The sequence below is a fragment of the Massilia pinisoli genome, from assembly GCF_024753285.1.
Taxonomy (GTDB): domain Bacteria; phylum Pseudomonadota; class Gammaproteobacteria; order Burkholderiales; family Burkholderiaceae_D; genus Telluria; species Telluria pinisoli.
In genome coordinates, this window is the sequence record NZ_JANUGW010000010.1 from 101,349 (window position 1) to 118,503 (window position 17,155).

The 17,155-nt window shown below is 62.7% G+C and carries 16 protein-coding genes; 3 read left to right on the forward strand and 13 right to left on the reverse strand.

Going from position 1 to position 17,155, the window contains the following annotated elements; translation table 11 throughout:
- Positions 1-86: 86 nt before the first annotated feature.
- From NX784_RS15360 to mnmG, 4 genes are all read right to left on the reverse strand, one after another.
- The gene (locus NX784_RS15360) at positions 87-971 is read right to left on the reverse strand and encodes a ParB/RepB/Spo0J family partition protein (RefSeq protein ID WP_258817557.1); all 885 of its coding nucleotides are present in this window, start codon (positions 969-971) and stop codon (positions 87-89) included.
- A 15-nt stretch (positions 972-986) separates the two neighbouring features.
- The gene (locus NX784_RS15365) at positions 987-1,757 is read right to left on the reverse strand and encodes a ParA family protein (RefSeq protein WP_258817558.1); all 771 of its coding nucleotides are present in this window, start codon (positions 1,755-1,757) and stop codon (positions 987-989) included.
- A gap of 126 nt (positions 1,758-1,883) precedes the next feature.
- A complete protein-coding gene (gene rsmG, locus NX784_RS15370) occupies positions 1,884-2,531 on the reverse strand; it encodes a 16S rRNA (guanine(527)-N(7))-methyltransferase RsmG (RefSeq protein WP_258817559.1) in 648 nt (215 codons plus the stop codon).
- On the reverse strand, positions 2,528-4,462 hold the full coding sequence (mnmG, locus tag NX784_RS15375; protein WP_258817560.1) for a tRNA uridine-5-carboxymethylaminomethyl(34) synthesis enzyme MnmG: 1,935 nt from the start codon (positions 4,460-4,462) through the stop codon (positions 2,528-2,530). Before mnmG ends, rsmG begins: the two co-directional genes overlap by 4 nt.
- A gap of 177 nt (positions 4,463-4,639) precedes the next feature.
- Between mnmG and NX784_RS15380 the strand changes: the two genes are divergently transcribed.
- On the forward strand, positions 4,640-5,677 hold the full coding sequence (locus NX784_RS15380; protein ID WP_258817561.1) for a DUF1176 domain-containing protein: 1,038 nt from the start codon (positions 4,640-4,642) through the stop codon (positions 5,675-5,677).
- 17 nt (positions 5,678-5,694) lie between these two features.
- On the opposite strand, the gene NX784_RS15385 is transcribed toward NX784_RS15380, so the two are convergent.
- The 8 genes from NX784_RS15385 to NX784_RS15420 form a co-directional block, all read right to left on the reverse strand.
- A complete protein-coding gene (locus NX784_RS15385; RefSeq protein ID WP_258817650.1) occupies positions 5,695-6,465 on the reverse strand; it encodes a TSUP family transporter in 771 nt (256 codons plus the stop codon).
- Positions 6,466-6,568: 103 nt separating this feature from the next.
- Entirely contained in the window at positions 6,569-7,405 is an 837-nt protein-coding gene (locus NX784_RS15390) for an alpha/beta fold hydrolase (protein ID WP_258817562.1), read from the reverse strand.
- Between the two features lie 31 nt (positions 7,406-7,436).
- Positions 7,437-8,420 (reverse strand): branched-chain amino acid ABC transporter permease, encoded by a 984-nt coding sequence (locus tag NX784_RS15395; protein ID WP_258817563.1) that lies wholly within the window; start codon positions 8,418-8,420, stop codon positions 7,437-7,439.
- A 12-nt stretch (positions 8,421-8,432) separates the two neighbouring features.
- Positions 8,433-9,317, reverse strand: coding sequence for a branched-chain amino acid ABC transporter permease (locus NX784_RS15400; protein WP_258817564.1), 885 nt, complete (start codon positions 9,315-9,317; stop codon positions 8,433-8,435).
- Positions 9,318-9,421: 104 nt separating this feature from the next.
- Positions 9,422-10,636: an ABC transporter substrate-binding protein gene (locus NX784_RS15405; protein WP_258817565.1), complete on the reverse strand. Its 1,215-nt coding sequence runs from the start codon at positions 10,634-10,636 to the stop codon at positions 9,422-9,424.
- Positions 10,637-10,656: 20 nt separating this feature from the next.
- On the reverse strand, positions 10,657-11,364 hold the full coding sequence (locus tag NX784_RS15410) for an ABC transporter ATP-binding protein (protein ID WP_258817566.1): 708 nt from the start codon (positions 11,362-11,364) through the stop codon (positions 10,657-10,659).
- Positions 11,361-12,137, reverse strand: coding sequence for an ABC transporter ATP-binding protein (locus NX784_RS15415; protein WP_258817567.1), 777 nt, complete (start codon positions 12,135-12,137; stop codon positions 11,361-11,363). Before NX784_RS15415 ends, NX784_RS15410 begins: the two co-directional genes overlap by 4 nt.
- A 139-nt stretch (positions 12,138-12,276) precedes the next feature.
- Positions 12,277-13,902, reverse strand: a complete 1,626-nt coding sequence (locus tag NX784_RS15420) for a GMC family oxidoreductase (protein ID WP_258817568.1) — start codon at positions 13,900-13,902, stop codon at positions 12,277-12,279.
- A 606-nt stretch (positions 13,903-14,508) separates the two neighbouring features.
- Between NX784_RS15420 and NX784_RS15425 the strand changes: the two genes are divergently transcribed.
- Positions 14,509-14,967: a hypothetical protein gene (locus tag NX784_RS15425; RefSeq protein WP_258817569.1), complete on the forward strand. Its 459-nt coding sequence runs from the start codon at positions 14,509-14,511 to the stop codon at positions 14,965-14,967.
- 234 nt (positions 14,968-15,201) lie between these two features.
- Entirely contained in the window at positions 15,202-15,999 is a 798-nt protein-coding gene (locus tag NX784_RS15430; protein ID WP_258817570.1) for a 5'-methylthioadenosine/adenosylhomocysteine nucleosidase, read from the forward strand.
- On the opposite strand, the gene ald is transcribed toward NX784_RS15430, so the two are convergent.
- On the reverse strand, positions 15,969-17,084 hold the full coding sequence (gene ald, locus NX784_RS15435) for an alanine dehydrogenase (protein ID WP_258817571.1): 1,116 nt from the start codon (positions 17,082-17,084) through the stop codon (positions 15,969-15,971). The two genes, NX784_RS15430 and ald, sit on opposite strands and share 31 nt — an antisense overlap.
- Between the last annotated feature and the right edge of the window lie 71 nt (positions 17,085-17,155).

Here is a 17,155-nt window from a genome sequence, read left to right on the forward strand (position 1 = left end):
TTGCGCCCTCGTCCGCTGCCCTTGCGGGGAAATTGTTCAGGAAGGTGCTCTGACCCCGGGTTTGTGCTCTGACCCCGAATGTGGGGTCACGCGCGCAGGCGCGCTAGCACGGTGTCGAGGATATCGAGGTCGGCGAAGTCAATGATCAGCTGTCCCCTGCCCTTCGCGCCCATCTTGAACGCGACGGGGGTCGCGAGACGGTCCGACAACTCTTCCTCCAGGCGCACGATGTCGCCCGGCTTGTCCTTCTGGCGCGCCGCGGCGGGCGGTGCGTTGTGCTCTTCCAGGGTGCGCGCCACCATCTTTTCGGTCTCGCGCACGGACAGGCGCTTGGAGATCACCTGGTTCGCCAGGGCGATCTGGCTGGCGGCGTCGACGGCCAGCAACGCGCGGGCATGGCCCATGTCGATGTCGCCCGCCATCAGCATCGTCTGCACGGGCTGCGCGAGATTCACGAGGCGCAGCAGGTTCGACACGGCGCTGCGCGAGCGCCCGACGGCCTGTGCGGCCTGTTCGTGCGTGAAACTGAATTCGGAGATCAGCCGCGCGATGCCCTGCGCTTCTTCCAGCGGATTCAGGTCTTCGCGCTGGATGTTCTCGATCAGCGCCATCGCGGCGGCATTCTGGTCGTCGACTTCGCGCACGAGCACGGGGATCTCGTCCAGGCCGGCCAGCTGCGCCGCGCGGAAGCGCCGTTCGCCGGCGATGATCTCGTAACGCACGCCGTTGGATGCGCCGTCGATCGGACGCACGAGCACGGGCTGCATGATGCCCTGCGATTTGATGGATGAGGCCAGCTCGGCCAGCGAGCCGTCGTCCATGCGCGTGCGCGGCTGGTATTTGCCGGCCTGGATTTGGCCGACTGGCAGTTGGGACGGCGCGCCGGACGGTGCGGCCGGCGTGTTGGAAGCGTCTCCGCCCAGCAGCGCGTCGAGACCGCGGCCGAGGCCTTTGAGTTTTTTGGTTGCCATAGCTGTTTGAACTGATTACATGGATTTGATGCGCTCGACCATCTCGGCGCCGAACGCGATGTACGCCTGCGCGCCTTTCGAGGCCGGATCGAACGTGACACCCGGGATGCCGTACGACGGCGCTTCCGCCAGGCGCACGTTGCGCGGGATGATCGTCTTGAACACCTTGTCGCCGAAGTGCTGCTCGAGCTGGCTCGACACCTGCTGCGACAGCGTCATGCGCGGATCGAACATCACGCGCAACAAGCCGATGATGCGCAAATCATGGTTCAGATTCGCATGCACCTTCTTGATCGTGTTCACGAGGTCGGACAGGCCTTCCAGCGCGTAGTACTCGCACTGCATCGGAATGATGACGCCATGCGCGGACACGAGGCCGTTCAACGTGAGCATCGACAGCGCCGGCGGGCAGTCGATGAGGATGAAGTCGTAGTCGGCGTCGACCTTGGCCAGCGCTTCCTTCAGGCGGCGCTCGCGGTTTTCCAGCTCGACCATCTCCACTTCGGCACCGGCCAGTTCGCGGTTGGCGGGCAGCACGTCGAAGCGCCCTGCCTCGCTGCGCAGCCGTGCTGACGCGACGTCGGCCTCGCCCAGCAGCACTTCATAGATCGACGAGGTCAGCCCCGCCTTGTTGATGCCCGCGCCCATCGTGGCGTTGCCCTGCGGGTCGAGGTCGACCAGCAGCACGCGCTGGTCGAGCTTCGCGAGGCCGGCGGACAGGTTCACGCTGGTGGTCGTCTTGCCGACCCCGCCCTTCTGGTTTGCTACGCAAAAAATTTTCGCCATGTATCCCTTTTTCCAGACATACGGTTAATACCATTAAAACGATTTATACGATTTACATGGTAATAACCGTAATAACTGTTTATACGGTTTATCTGTTTGTGCGTTGCTGCGGATGTTTTGGATGTTTCACGTGGAACGTTCGATGAATACGAGGTGGCGTTCCGCGCCCAGCTTGGGGACGTGCAGCGGTTCCAGCCCCGTGACCGTCCAGTCTGCTGGAAGCCTCTCCTGCTCATCTTTCGGCGCCACGCCCTTGAGGGCAATGTAGCGGCCGCCGTCGGCCAGCAAATGACAGGACCAATTGACGAAATCGGACAGGTCCGCAAAAGCGCGCGAGGTGATGACATCGAATTTGTCGCTCACCTGCAGTTGCTCCACGCGGGCCGTGTACACCGTGACGTTGGTCAGCTCGAGCTCGGCCTTCACTTGTGTCAAAAAGGCCGTCTTTTTGTGCACCGTGTCGATCATCGACACTTTCATGTCCGGGCGTACGATCGCGAGCACGATGCCGGGCAAACCGCCGCCCGAACCGACGTCCAGCACGTTGCGCGAACGCGCGAACGCGGGCACGGCAGCCAGCGAATCCAGCAAATGATGCGTGACCATTTGCATGGGGTCGCGCAGCGACGTCAAGTTGTAGACTGCGTTCCATTTGAACATCAACGCCAGATAATCCATCAGCTTCTCTTGCTGCGCCGGGCTCACGTCCAACTGCATCGCGGCGATGCCCTCGGCCAGCACGGCCGACAAGGCGGGTCGGTCGAAATGCTTCATGCGGCCGATTCCTCATTCGGCATGCTCGTAAAACCCTTCGCGCCGCGCTTTTTCAGGTGCACGAGCAGTAGGGAAATTGCCGCAGGTGTGACCCCAGAGATGCGCGAAGCCTGGCCCAACGTCTCCGGACGCTGCTTGTCGAGCTTCTGACGCACCTCGATCGACAGCGCCGCGATCTCCAGATAATTCAGGTTTTCAGGCAGTTTGAGGTTTTCGTAGTAATCGTGGCGCTCGACTTCGCGCGCCTGGCGATCGATATAGCCCGAATACTTCAGCTGGATTTCGACCTGCTCCTTCACGGCCGGATCCTCGACGCCGGGCCCACCAAGCGACTGCCCGTCGACACCCTGCATGCTGACCAGCTTGTCGTACTCCACACCCGGACGGCGCAGCAGATCCGCAAGGTTGTACTCGCGTTCGATGGCCTGGCCGATCACCCGCTCCGATTCTGCAGCCGCGAGGATGCGCGGATTCACCCACGTGGCGCGCAGCCGTTCCAGCTCGCGCGCGACGGCTTCCCGCTTGCGTTCGAACGCTTCCCACTGCGCATCGCCGACGACGCCCAGCTTGCGGCCGATTTCCGTCAGGCGCATGTCGGCATTGTCCTCGCGCAGCGACAGGCGATACTCGGCGCGGCTCGTGAACATCCGATACGGCTCCGCCACGCCCTGCGTCGTGAGGTCGTCCACGAGCACCCCGAGATAGGCTTCCGAGCGGGACGGCGTCCACGCCTCCTTACCCTGGGTCTGCAGTGCCGCGTTGATGCCGGCGAGCATGCCCTGTGCGGCCGCTTCCTCGTAGCCGGTCGTGCCGTTGATCTGGCCGGCAAAAAACAGGCCCTGGACCGCCTTCGTTTCCAGCGACGCCTTCAGGCCACGCGGGTCGAAATAATCGTATTCGATCGCATAGCCGGGGCGCAGGATGAACGCGTTTTCCAGGCCGCGCATCGAGCGCACCAGGGCCAGCTGCACGTCGAACGGCAGGCTCGTCGAGATACCGTTCGGGTAGAACTCGTTCGTGGTCAGACCTTCCGGCTCCAGGAAGATCTGGTGCGATTCCTTCGACGCGAAGCGGTGGATCTTGTCTTCGATCGACGGGCAGTAGCGCGGGCCCACGCCTTCGATCACACCCGTGTACATCGGGCTGCGGTCGAGGCCGTTGCGAATGATGTCGTGCGTCTGCGCATTCGTATGCGTGACCCAGCATGGCAACTGCTTCGGGTGCATCGCCACATTGCCCATGTACGAAAACACGGGCACCGGATCGAGGTCGCCCGGCTGTTCCGTCATGACGGAGAAATCGATGCTGCGTCCGTCGATGCGCGGCGGCGTGCCCGTTTTCAGGCGGCCTTGCGGCAGCTTCAGCTCTTTCAAACGCGCCGACAGCGACACGGCAGGAGGATCGCCAGCGCGTCCGGCCGAATAATTCTGCAGGCCGACGTGAATCTTCCCGTCGAGGAAAGTACCTGCCGTCAGCACGACGGCGCGTGCACGGAAGCGCAAGCCGATCTGCGTGACGGCGCCGACGACGCGGTCGCCTTCGACCATCAAGTCGTCGACGGCTTGCTGGAACAGCCACAGATTAGGCTGGTTTTCCAGGCGCGAGCGGATCGCCTGCTTGTACAGCATGCGGTCCGCCTGGGCGCGCGTCGCACGCACGGCCGGGCCTTTCGACGAGTTCAGGATACGGAACTGGATGCCGGCTTCATCGGTGGCGATCGCCATCGCGCCGCCCATGGCGTCGACTTCCTTCACGAGGTGGCCCTTGCCGATGCCGCCGATGGACGGGTTGCAGGACATGGCCCCGAGGGTTTCGATATTGTGGGTGAGCAACAGGGTCTTCTGACCCATGCGCGCAGACGCAAGTGCCGCTTCGGTACCGGCGTGGCCGCCGCCGACGACGATCACGTCGAATTCTGTCGGAAATAACATGATGGAATGTGTTGCGAGGAGGATTAAGAATGGATTATAGATTCTTTTTTCCACCAGGCTTCTGCGCAGGCCCTAAAACGACAGATTTTGTTTCACGTGAAACAGTGGTTCACCGAGCTGCGAGCCACATTGACGGGCCCCGTGTTACGCTTTTACCACGAAAAAGACCGGACCGCCATGCCAACATCACGCCAGCTGATCTACCTTGTTCTCGCCGCGAGCACGAGTGCGGGAGCTTCTGACCTGCCGTCGATATCGTTCAGCCACAAGGACTGGGAACTCGCATGCGACAACACCCGGACCTGTCGGGCGGCCGGATACCACGCGGAAGACGACGGCCCGAACGGCACCATCCTGCTGACGCGTTCCGCCGGGCCGAACCAGCCCGTCACTGCCCAGCTGCAACTCGCCGACGACGAACAGCACCCTGCACCTCGCCAGCTGACGCTGACGGTCGACGGTCACGACATGGGCACTGTGAGCGTCGACGCGAAGTCGAACATCGGCAACCTGTCGCCTGCGCAAGTCCAGGCACTGCTTCCCGCCCTGCTCAAGGACGGTCGCATCGCGTGGCAAGCGAAGGGCACCACGTGGACAATCTCGACGGCAGGCGCCAACGCCGTGCTGTTGAAAATGGACGAGTTCCAGGGCCGACTGGCGACGCCGGGCGCCCTCGTGCGTAAGGGCAACAGACCAGAGACAAGTGTCCCGCCGCCACTTCCTGCGCCAGAGATCAAGGCGGCGGCCGTCATCCACGACAGCAAGCCCGCCACGTTGACGATGGCACAGACGCGCGATCTGATGGCTGCGCTGCGCAAGACCGTCAAGGACGGAAGCTGCGAATTGGTCGACAGGAAATCCGAGGGTGCCGATACGCTCGACGTGCACCGGCTGACGAAGAACGAACTGCTCGTCTCGCACGCTTGCTGGACGGCCGCGTACAACTCGGGCGATGGCTACTGGGTCGTCTACACCGAGCCTCCCTACTCGGCCGTGCTCGTCACGACGTCCGCCACCGATTACGACGACGGCGTCATCTCGTCGATGCAGAAAGGCCGCGGCATCGGAGACTGCATCGGCACGGCCACCTGGACGTGGGACGGCAAGTCATTCGTGCAAACCTCTGCAGCGACGACCGGCATGTGCCGCCAAATTGCGGCCGGCGGTGCATGGGAGCTGCCGACCCTGGTCACCCGGGTACACAAGGCACGTTGATTGTTCCACGTGAAACACTACCAGCCGAGGCGCTTGACCGTATCGAACGCTGTCTTTACGATCAACAACCCGACGACGACGAGGAACAGCTTGCGCACGAACCTGCTGCCATACTTCAGCGCCAGCCGCGTCCCGACCAGCGATCCCGCAATCTGGCACACGGCCATCATCAAGCCGAGTTGCCAGATCAAGTGGCCGCTGTAGCCGAACCAAATCAACGCCGAGATATTGCAGGCAACGTTGACGATCTTTGCCGCTGCGGACGCGCTGAGGAAATCGAAACCGAAGAAGCGGACGAACAGGAAGATCAGGAAGCTGCCGGTGCCCGGACCGAAGAAGCCGTCATAGAAACCGATCGCGGCGCCGACACCCGTCGCCAGCAGCCCTTCCGTCACGCCGCTGTGGACCGGAGCGTGCACGGCACCGAGATTCTTTTCCTTGAACGTGTACACGGCCACCGCCAGCAGGATCAATGGCAACAGACTGCGCACGAAATCGCCCGGCACGCGGGTCACGGTCCAGGCGCCGACAAACGACAGCGCGAACGCGGCAAACGCGGCGGGCGCCGCCGTGCTCCACGCGACCGTCACCCGGCGCGTGTAGCGCATGGCCGCCACCGCCGTGCCGAACATGGCCGCGAGCTTGTTCGTCCCCAGCAAGGTTGCAGGCACCTCTTTCGGAAACATCGCGAACATCGCGGGAATCTGGATCAATCCTCCCCCACCGACGACAGCATCCACAAGACCGGCAACGAAGGCCGCGACGGCCAGCAGGGCAAAATCGAACATCATGACGAATACGTAAAGGCCCTATTGTACGGCAGAGCATGACGCAGCCCAGGCGCACGCATCGGTCGTGCCAGCTTGTTGCGATGCAGCAAAGCCAATAACGTCAGACTGCGGCCGCACGCCCTTCGTCGAGGAATTGCAGCAGCAGCCGATTGACTTCGTCCGCTGCCGTCAGCTGCAGCCAGTGATCGGCACCGCGGATGCGTTCGAAGCGGAATTCGCCGTCGACATAGTGGGCCGAGTCGAGCATCTGCTTTTCGCCCAGCGCCGGGTCGCGGTCGCTCCACAGGCCCATCACGGGCACTTTGACGCGCCGGTGCGCGTGCGGCAGCGCGAGGTTCAGGTTGGCGCGGTAATAGTTCAGCGCGGCCGTCAGGCGGCCCGGCGGCGACAGGTCGCGCTTCCAGTGATCCGCTTGTCCAGGCTCGTCGGTGAACTGCCGCATGAGGAACCAGTCGGCCGCGCGCAGCGTGTGCTCGGCCACGACGGGCATGATGAAGCCGAGGATATACGTCATGCGCAGGCGCTGTGCGATGCCCGCGCGCGCGATCGCGTCCGGGTGGCCCGTCGACATGGCGACGTAGCGGTGCACGCGTTCCGGCGCAAGCGCCGCGATCTGCCAGCCGATGATGCCGCCCCAGTCGTGGCCGACGAGGAAGACCTTGTCGATGTGCAGCGCGTCCAGCAAGCCGAGCACGTCGCCGCGCAGCTTGTCCATCGTGTAGTCGAACACGCCGCCCGGCGCATCCGTGCGGCCATAGCCGCGCAAATCGGGCGCCAGCACGCGAAAGCCGGCCGCGGCCAGCGCGGGCACCTGCTTGCGCCAGACGATGTGCGTGTCGGGAAAACCGTGCAGCAGCAGCACGGCCGGACCGTGCCCCGTCATCGTCGTGTGGATGTGGATGCCGTTCACGTCCAGCATGAGGGATTCGTCGATCACGTGCGCCTCCTTGATGACTCGGCCGGCACCGCTACGCAACCTCGCGCCGGCGGCCTCCACGGTCCAGCGCCGCCGCGATCTCGCCCACGATGCCGCGCCGGAACAACAGCACGCAGGCGATGAAGATGAGGCCGGTGACGATGCCGACAGATTCTCCGAGTGATGCGAACCATTCTACATGCGTCGTCTCGGCGAGGAAGTTCCCCAGGTCGCCCAGCTTGTTTTCCAGTGCGACGATGAGGAAGGCGCCCAGGATCGGCCCCGCCAGCGTGCCCATGCCGCCCACCAGGGTCATCAGGATGACGAGGCCTGACATGGTCCAGTGCACGTCCGTCAAGGTCTCGAAGCCCAGCACGACGGTCTTGGTGGCGCCCGCCAAGCCGGCCAGCGCGGCCGACAGCACGAACGCGACGAGCTTGTACTGGTCCACGTCGTAGCCGAGGGAAATCGCGCGCGCCTCGTTTTCCTTGATCGCCTTCAGCACCTGGCCGAACGGCGAGTGCACCGTGCGCACGATCAGGGCGAAGCCGGCGGCGCAGATGGCCAGCACGACGTAGTACAGGGTCATGTCGTTGCCGAGATCCAGCAGGCCCAGCAGCTTGCCGCGCGGGACGCCCTGCAAGCCGTCCTCGCCATGCGTGAACGGTGCGCGCAACGCCGCGAAATAGACCATTTGCGCGAGGGCCAGCGTGATCATCGCAAAATAAATGCCCTGGCGGCGGATGGCCAGCAAGCCCATCACGAGGCCCAGCGCCGCGGCCGCCAGAACGCCCAGCACGATTCCGGCCTCGAACGGCAGCCCCGGCACCGTCAGCACGTGTCCGGCGACGTAGCCGGCGCCGCCGAAGAACGCCGCGTGGCCGAACGACAGCAGGCCCGCGTAGCCGATCAGGAGGTTGAATGCGCAGGCAAACAGGGCGAAGCACAGCAGCTTCATCAGGAAGACGGGATAGCCGATAAACGGCGCGGCCAGCGCCAGCAGAAATGCGAGGCCGTAGCCGAGCTTTCGGTTCATGGTCACGGGTCCTTATTTTTCTTTGCCGAACAGGCCGGCGGGACGCAGCAGCAGCACGATCACCATCACGACGAACACGACGACTTCCGACGCCTCCGGGTAATAGACGCGCGTCAAGCCTTCGATCACGCCCAGCGCCAGCCCCGTGACGATGGAGCCGAGGATGGAACCCATGCCGCCGATGACGACGACGGCGAACACGACGATGATGAGGTTCGAGCCCATCAGTGGCGTGACGTTGATGACGGGCGCCGCCAGCACGCCCGCAAAGCCGGCCAGCGCGACGCCGAAGCCATAGGTCAGCGTGACCATCAGCGGGACGTTGACGCCGAACGCTTCGACGAGCTTCGGGTTTTCCGTGCCGGCGCGCAAATAGGCGCCCAGCCGCGTCTTTTCGATCGTGAACCACGTCGCCAGGCACACGACGAGCGACGCCAGCACGACCCAGGCGCGGTAGTTCGGCAGCATCATGAAGCCGAGGTCGGTGGCGCCGGACAGCGCTTCCGGCACGTCCAGGGTCTGGCCGGACACGCCGAAGAACGAGCGGAACACGCCTTCCAGCAGCAAGGTGATGCCGAACGTCAGCAGCAGGCCGTACAAATGATCGAACCGGTAGAGCCAGCGCAACATCGTCTTCTCGATCAGGATGCCGAACGCGCCGACGATCAACGGGGCCAGCACGAGCATCGTCCAGTAGTTCATGCCGAACGACGTGACGCCGATGTAGGCGGCGAACGCGCCCATCATGTACAGCGCGCCGTGCGAGAAATTGATCACGTTGAGCAGGCCGAAGATCACGGCCAGGCCCAGCGACAGCATCGCGTAGAACGAACCGTTGACGAGGCCCAGCAGCAGCTGGCTCATCATCGCCTGCAGGGGGACGCCGAATATGTCCATGGAATCAGTCTTGTTGTCGTCGAATGACCAGCCTCCGGCGTGGGCTGGCCCGGCCGCGCCGGCATCCGCAGAGCCGGCACGGCCTTGGTGGGCTCAAGCGGCGCTTACTTCCAGGCCGCGCACTTGGTCTCGGCCTTGGTCGTGTACGCCTGAGCGCCGGGAATCGTGGCGGCGACCTTGTAGTAGTCCCAAGGCGCCTTCGACTCGGCCGGCGTCTTGACCTGCATCAGATACATGTCGTGCACCATGCGGCCATCCGGACGGATCTCGCCATCCTTCGTGAACATGTCGTTGATCTTGGTCTTTTTTAGCTGAGCCATGACCTTGTCGCCATCATCCGTGCCGATGGCCTTGACGGCGTTCAGATAAGTCATCGCGGCGGAATAATCGGCCGCCTGCAGCGACGACGGCTCCTTCTTCATCTTGACGAAGTATTTCTTGGCCCAGGCGCGCGTGTCGTTGTTCAGGTCCCAGTACCAGGAATCCGTCAGGTACAAGCCCTGTGTCGTCGGCAAGCCCAACGTGTGGATATCGTTGATGAAGACGAGCAAGCCCGCGATCTTCATCTTGCTCGTCAGGCCGAATTCCTTGGCGGCCTTCACGGAGTTGATGAAGTCGCCGCCGGCATTCGCCAGCCCCAGCACCTGGGCTTTCGAACTCTGCGCTTGCAGCAGGAACGACGAAAAGTCGGACGCGCCCAGCGGGTGCTTGACGCTGCCCAGCACGCTGCCGCCGTTCGCCTTGATGACGTCGGTCGTGTCCTTTTCCAGCGACTGGCCGAACGCGTAGTCGGCCGTCAGGAAATACCACGTCTTGCCGCCCTGCTTCACCATCGTGGCGCCCGTCCCGCGCGCGAGCGCGACCGTGTCGTAGGCGTAATGCACGGTGTATGGGGTGCACTGTTCATTGGTCAATTGCGCGCTGCCGGAACCGATGGCGATGAACACTTTTTTCTTTTCCGCCGCGACCTTGGCCATGGCCAACGCGGCGCCGGAGTTCGTGCCGCCGATCAGCATGTCGACACCTTCCCGGTCGAACCATTCGCGCGCCTTGCTGGCGGCGATGTCCGGCTTGTTCTGGTGGTCGGCCACGACGAACTGGATCTTCTTGCCGTTGATCGCGCCGCCCATGTCCGCGATCGCCATGCGCACGGCTTCGGCGCCGCCGTTGCCGTCGATGTCGGAATACACACCGGACAGATCGGTGAGGAAGCCGATCTTGATGGTGTCGCCCGAGATCTGCGCGTGGGCGGAGGTGGACAAACCGGCGGCAAAAGTGGCGGCCGTCAAGGCAATCGCTGTGCGTGTCGTGCGTTTCATGTGGTCTCCGTTGTCGTTGATCAAACGCCCAGCAGCTCGGTCAACGCCGGCATGCTGGCCTGCAGTTCCGCAGCCGCGATCGTCTTGACGATGCGGCCGTGTTCCATGACGTAAAACCGGTCCGCCAGCGGCGCCGCGAACCGGAAATTCTGTTCCACCATGACGATCGTGTAGCCCTTCGCCCGCAAGGTCGTGATCATCCTCGCCAGCGTCTGAACGATGACGGGCGCCAGCCCTTCCGAGATCTCGTCCAGCAGCAACAGACGCGCGCCCGTGCGCAGGATGCGGGCCACGGCCAGCATCTGCTGCTCGCCACCGGACAGGCGCGTACCCTGGCTGTGGCGCCGTTCGTACAGGTTCGGAAACATCTCGTAGATTTCATCGACGGACATGCCGACGTCCCGGCCGGCCAGCCGCGGCGGCAACAGCAGGTTTTCCTCCGTCGACAGCGACGCGAAAATGCCCCGCTCTTCCGGGCAATAGCCGATGCCGAGGTGGGCGATGCGGTGCGTGGGCAGGCGGATCGCCTCGACGCCGCCGACCTTGATCGACCCCGTGCGTGCGCCCGTCAGGCCCATGATCGCGCGCAAGGTGGTCGTCCGGCCGGCGCCGTTGCGGCCCAGCAGGGTCACGACCTCGCCCGGCTGCACGGCCAGGCTGACGCCGTGCAGGATGTGCGATTCGCCATACCACGCTTGCAGGTTCTCGATCTCCAGTGCGGGCGTCATCCGTGCGCCCCCGCCAGGTTGCCGTCGGTGCTGCTACCCATGTACGCCTCCACGACCTGCGGATTGCGCGACACGTCCGCATAACTGCCTTCCGCCAGCACGGCACCCCGCTGCAGCACGGAGATGCGGTCGCAGATGTCGGCAACGACATTCATGTTGTGCTCTACCATCAAAATCGTGCGGCCGGTCGAGACTTTCTTGATCAATGCCGTCACGCGGTGGACGTCTTCGTGGCCCATGCCCTGCGTCGGCTCGTCCAGCAGCATGAGTTCCGGCTCCATGGCGAGCGTCGTGGCGATCTCGAGGGCGCGCTTGCGGCCATACGGCAAGTCGGCCGTCACGGTGTCTGCAAAGCCCGCCAAATCGACTTCGCCCAGCAGTTGCATCGCCCGATCGTTGAGTTGCGTCAGGGTGCGTTCGCTGCGCCAGAAGTGGAAACTGGTGCCCAGGGTGCACTGCAGGCCGATGCGCACGTTTTCCAGCACGGTCAGGTGTGGGAACACGGCCGAGATCTGGAACGAGCGGATGATGCCCATGCGGGCGATCTGGGCCGGCTTCAGCGCCGAGATATCCTTGCCGTTGAACAGGATGCGCCCGGCGGATGGGGCGAGGAACTTCGTCAGCAGGTTGAAGCACGTCGTCTTGCCGGCGCCATTCGGCCCGATCAGCGCGTGGATATGGCCGCGCTGCACCTGTAGATTCACTTGATTGACGGCCGTAAAGCCCTTGAATTCCTTCGTCAGCTCACGTGTTTCCAGAATGACGTCCGACATTGCGTCTCCCTCACTGTCGTGATGCAAGCTTTACAAATCATACACACTTTTGGAACTCGTCAAGATACAGCACGCCAGCGGTGGATCGCGCTGCGTTATGTCATGACGGCACGCAAACCCATTGTGCAAATCAGCGCAGCTAGCGCCAGTCGCGGGCGATCAGCTGGGCCGTTTTTTCGGCAATCATCAACGTGGGTGAATTCGTGTTGCCCGACGTGATCGTGGGCATGATCGACGCGTCGACGACGCGCAGTCCACGCACGCCTTTCACTCGCAGCTCGCCGTCGACGACGGCGAGCGAATCGTCCGGCTTCCCCATGCGGCACGTGCCGACGGGGTGGAAAATCGTCGTACCGATGAGGCCGGCCGCTTCCGCCAGCTCGTCTTCCGTGCGGTAGTGCGGGCCCGGCTTGAATTCCTCCGGCCGGTACTTCGCCAGCGCGGGCGCGGCCACGATGCGCCGCGTCAACGTCAGTGCGTCGGCCGCCACCTTGCGATCTTCCGGTGTGCTGAGATAGTTCGGCACGATCTTCGGCGGCGCATAACTGTCGTTCGCGGCGAGCCGGACGTGGCCGCGCGCCGTGGGCCGCAGATTGCACACGCTGGCCGTAAACGCGGGAAAACCGTGCAGCGGATCGCCGAATTTTTCCAGCGACAGCGGCTGCACGTGGTATTCCAGGTTCGGCGTCGCCTGGCCGGGATCGGAACGGGCGAACGCGCCCAGCTGCGACGGCGCCATCGACATCGGCCCGCTCTGGAACATCGCGTATTGCAGCGCGATCTTCATCTTGCCGTACCACGACGCGGCGCTCGTGTTGAGCGACGGCGCCCCCGTGATGCGATACACCATGCGTAGCTGCAAATGATCCTGCAAATTTTCTCCGACACCAGGCGCATCGACGATGGACGCGATCCCGTGCGCGTGCAGCAAGCCGGCCGGGCCGATACCGGACAATTGGAGGATGTGCGGAGAACCGATCGCGCCGGCGGCCAGCAGGGTTTCGCGTCGCGCCGTGGCCGTGAACGCGCGGCCACCGCCCGTGAATTGGACGCCGCGGCAGACGGCGCCCTGCTCCGTTTGCTCGATCACGAGCTTTTCGACGTGGCAGCCCGTCATGATCGTCAGGTTCGGCCGCGCCGCCGCCGGCCGCAGGAACGCTTTCGCCGTGTTCAACCGGATACCGCGCCGCTGGTTGACTTCGAAATAGGCACAGCCGGCGTTATCTCCGCCATTGAAATCGTCGATCTTCGGGATGCCGATCTCGCTGGCCGCCTCGCGGAACGCATCGAGGATTTCCCAGGACAGCCGCTGGCGCTCGACTCGCCACTCGCCGCCGCTGCCATGGGCCGCATTGGCGCCGCCGTGATGGTCTTCGCTTGCCTTGAAAATGGGCAGCACATTGTCCCAGCGCCACGAGGAATCGCCAGTGACGGCAGCCCAATGGTCGTAATCCTCGGCCTGGCCCCGCATATAAATCATGCCGTTGATCGATGAACTGCCACCCAGCACTTTCCCGCGTGGGTAGATCAGCGCACGTCCGGCCAATCCCGGGTCCGCCTCCGTCTTGAACAGCCAGTCCGTGCGCGGGTTACCGATGCAATACAGGTAGCCGACGGGGATGTGGATCCACAGGTAATCGTCCTTGCCGCCCGCTTCGATCAGCAGCACGTGCACGTCGGGCTGGCGCGTCAGGCGGTTGGCCAGCACGCAGCCGGCCGTGCCCGCGCCCACGATGATGTAGTCGAATGCTCCGGCGGACTCCATGGATCCTCACTCGTGATTCGGTCGAGCAAGCTTACCAGATGATCAACGTCAACAGGCCCCTCCGCACTGTGGATAACCGTATGAATATCCACAGGTACGAAATGTGGGGAAACGCGACTTTTCGCACAAAGGGATTTTTTATCCAGTTTTGCCTCAAGGCACATACAAGACCAGCCCACCGGCTTATGCGAACCGTAAACGTTTGATGTTGTGGACAAAACCCGGCTTATCCACAGAAGAGTGCCACCGTTAACTATTACCATCATTCTGTATACAAGCTTTTGGTTGTAAACCTGGGAATGCTCTTACAAGTCGCGGGCCTGCCGAAAAAATCCCGGCTTCGGTCAACGTGAAGAGCATCGCATCGACCTGGCAAAAAAATCGTCCGACTCCGGATACGCCGACCGCCCAACACCGTCGCGACGTCGACCTGGCCGCCGTTTTTCCAGATTGTCGACCTGCTCTGTGGATAAGCTGCTGAATATCCACAGGATCGAATGTGCGGAACTGCTTCGTTGTTCGTCGACCCATTTTTTGTCCAGTTTTGGTCCCGGCTACGCACAAGGTTTGTTCAGCGGTTTAAAACGCACGTAAACCCTTGAGCTTGTGGAAAAAATTCGGTTTATCCACAGATCGGTCGGCGTTTACTATCACTACTATCCTTTCTTTCTCTCCAAGTTAACTAAAGAAGGAAAAGTGCCGAAACGTGGACAAAACGTCCTCATGGCAAGGCCAACACGGCGCGAACGTACTTCTGTCTACAAAAAAAGCGAAGCACACCTCCGTGGCAAGCACAAAGGCAACGATGACGCCAACGCTCGTCCATCAGAACTGCAGACATCTGTTCGAGTTCAAACGCAGGCACTGCTCGACTTCAGCCTGGTCTACAGGAAGAACAAGACGCAAATGACGCATCCGATGCGACGAACGTACTCTGCTCGCACTGAAAACCCTGAGCCTGGTCAGTTGTCTGAGCACCAAAACCACCGGAAAACCGGATCCGCTGTGGAAAACGTCCTGCATATCCACAGCAGAGAATGTGCAGAAGAGCCAATTTTTTGGTGACCGCCTTTTTTGTCCAACATCGGTTCAGCATCGATACAATGCTTGTCCAGCCGATCCGGCAGCACGTAAACCGTTGACGCTGTAGATAAATTCGACCTTATCCACAGCTGAAGACGCGTTTACTATCACTACCATTTTTTATATATATCTTTGTTTTATTAATACAAAAACAGCGGGAAGAACGTGCACAAGCCGTTCAGCCGGCACCGCATCCACTAAAAAACAGGCCAAAACATGCGATTAGGGATCATCAGCGCGTTGCACGAAGAACAGCAAGGGCTCGTGGAGACCATGGAGAGGCCCTACAAGCTCATGCATGGCATGCGCGAGTACTTCCTCGGACGACTGTGGGAAATCGACGCTGTGTGCGTTTTATCGCGTATTGGCAAGGTTGCCGCGGCATTGACTACCGCGACGCTTGTGGAGAAGTTCGGTGTTACCCACATCCTCTTCACGGGCGTGGCCGGTGCCGGGGATGCGTCGATCCGGGTCGGTGACATCGTCGTGGCCGAATCGCTCGTCCAGCACGACATGGACGTGAGCCCTTTGTTCCCGCGCTATGAAGTGCCGTTGACGGGGTTGACGCACTTCCTTTCCGACCACCAGATGGCGCTGCAGCTGGCAAACGCGGCTCGTCGTTTCCTGGAAGACGACTTCGCCGAGGCCGTCGATCCCGAGGAAAGGGCCGTATTCGCGCTCAGCGGGCCGCGGCTGCATCGAGGCCTCATCGCCAGCGCCGACGAGTTCGTGAGCGACAAGGGCCGTGTAAACGCGTTGAATGCGGCATTGCCGGGTTTGCTGGCCGTGGAGATGGAAGGTGCCGCCGTGGCGCAAGCCTGTTTCGAGCTGGGCATCCCGTTCGGCGTGATCCGGACGATTTCCGACAACGCCAACGAAAACGCGGCCACGGATTTCATGCGTTTCGTGAAATCCGTGGCCGCGCGTTACGCGTTCCACATCGTCAGGCAGTTCTGCCTGGCGTGGGAGCACCCGGAGGCGGGTCAGGCCAGCAAGGTATCGGCCGGCACGTAGTCGTAGCCGAGATCCTGCGCGACGGCCACGTAGGTAATCTTGCCTTCGCAGACGTTCAAGCCGTTCTTCAGGTGAGGATCGTCGCGCAGCGCCTGCCGCCAGCCCTTCGTCGCCAGCGCTACGGCGTGGCCGATGGTCGCGTTATTCAGCGCAAACGTCGACGTCCGCGCCACGGCGCCCGGCATGTTCGCCACGCAGTAATGCACGACGCCGTCGACGACGAACGTCGGATCCGCGTGCGTCGTCGGATGCGACGTCTCGAAGCAGCCGCCCTGGTCGATCGCCACGTCGACGACGACGGCGCCTTTCTTCATCTTTGACACCATCGCCCGCGTCACGAGCTTCGGCGCCGCGGCGCCGGGCACGAGCACGCCGCCGATGACGAGGTCGGCCGACAGCACCGCTTCCTCGATCGCGTGGGCGTTCGAGTACAAGGTGGTAATTTGGTTGCCGTAGATCAGGTCGAGCTGGCGCAGGCGATCGACGTTCTTGTCGAGGACGGTCACGCGCGCGCCGATGCCGACGGCCATCTGCAACGCATTCGTGCCCACGACACCGGCGCCGATGATGACGATGTGCCCGGCCGCCACACCCGGCACGCCGCCCAGCAGGATGCCGGCGCCGCCTTTCGATTTTTCCAGGTGGCTGGCGCCGGCCTGGATGGCCATCCGCCCCGCCACCTCGCTCATCGGTGCCAGCAGCGGCAAGCCGCCGCCCGGGCCCGTGATGGTCTCGTACGCGATGCAGACGGCGCCGGATTTCACGAGGGCCGCCGCCTGCTCCGGATCGGGCGCGAGGTGCAGATACGTGTACAGTATCTGTCCAGGACGCAGCAGCGCGCATTCCTGCGGCTGCGGCTCCTTCACTTTGACGACCATCTCGGCCTGCGCAAAGATCTCTTGCGCGGTCGGGACGATCGTCGCGCCGGCGGCTGTGTACTGCTCGTCCGTCAGGCCGATGCCGGCACCGGCGCCGGTTTGCACGATCACACGATGGCCGCGCGCGACCAGTTCGTGCACGCTGGGGGGCGTGAGGCCCACCCGGAATTCGTTGTTTTTGATTTCTTTTGGGACGCCAACTAACATGTCTTCCTCCAAGTTGAGCAGCTGAACTTCAAGAACTTCCAAAACAAAACGCCGCGGCAGGCCCAGCCTGG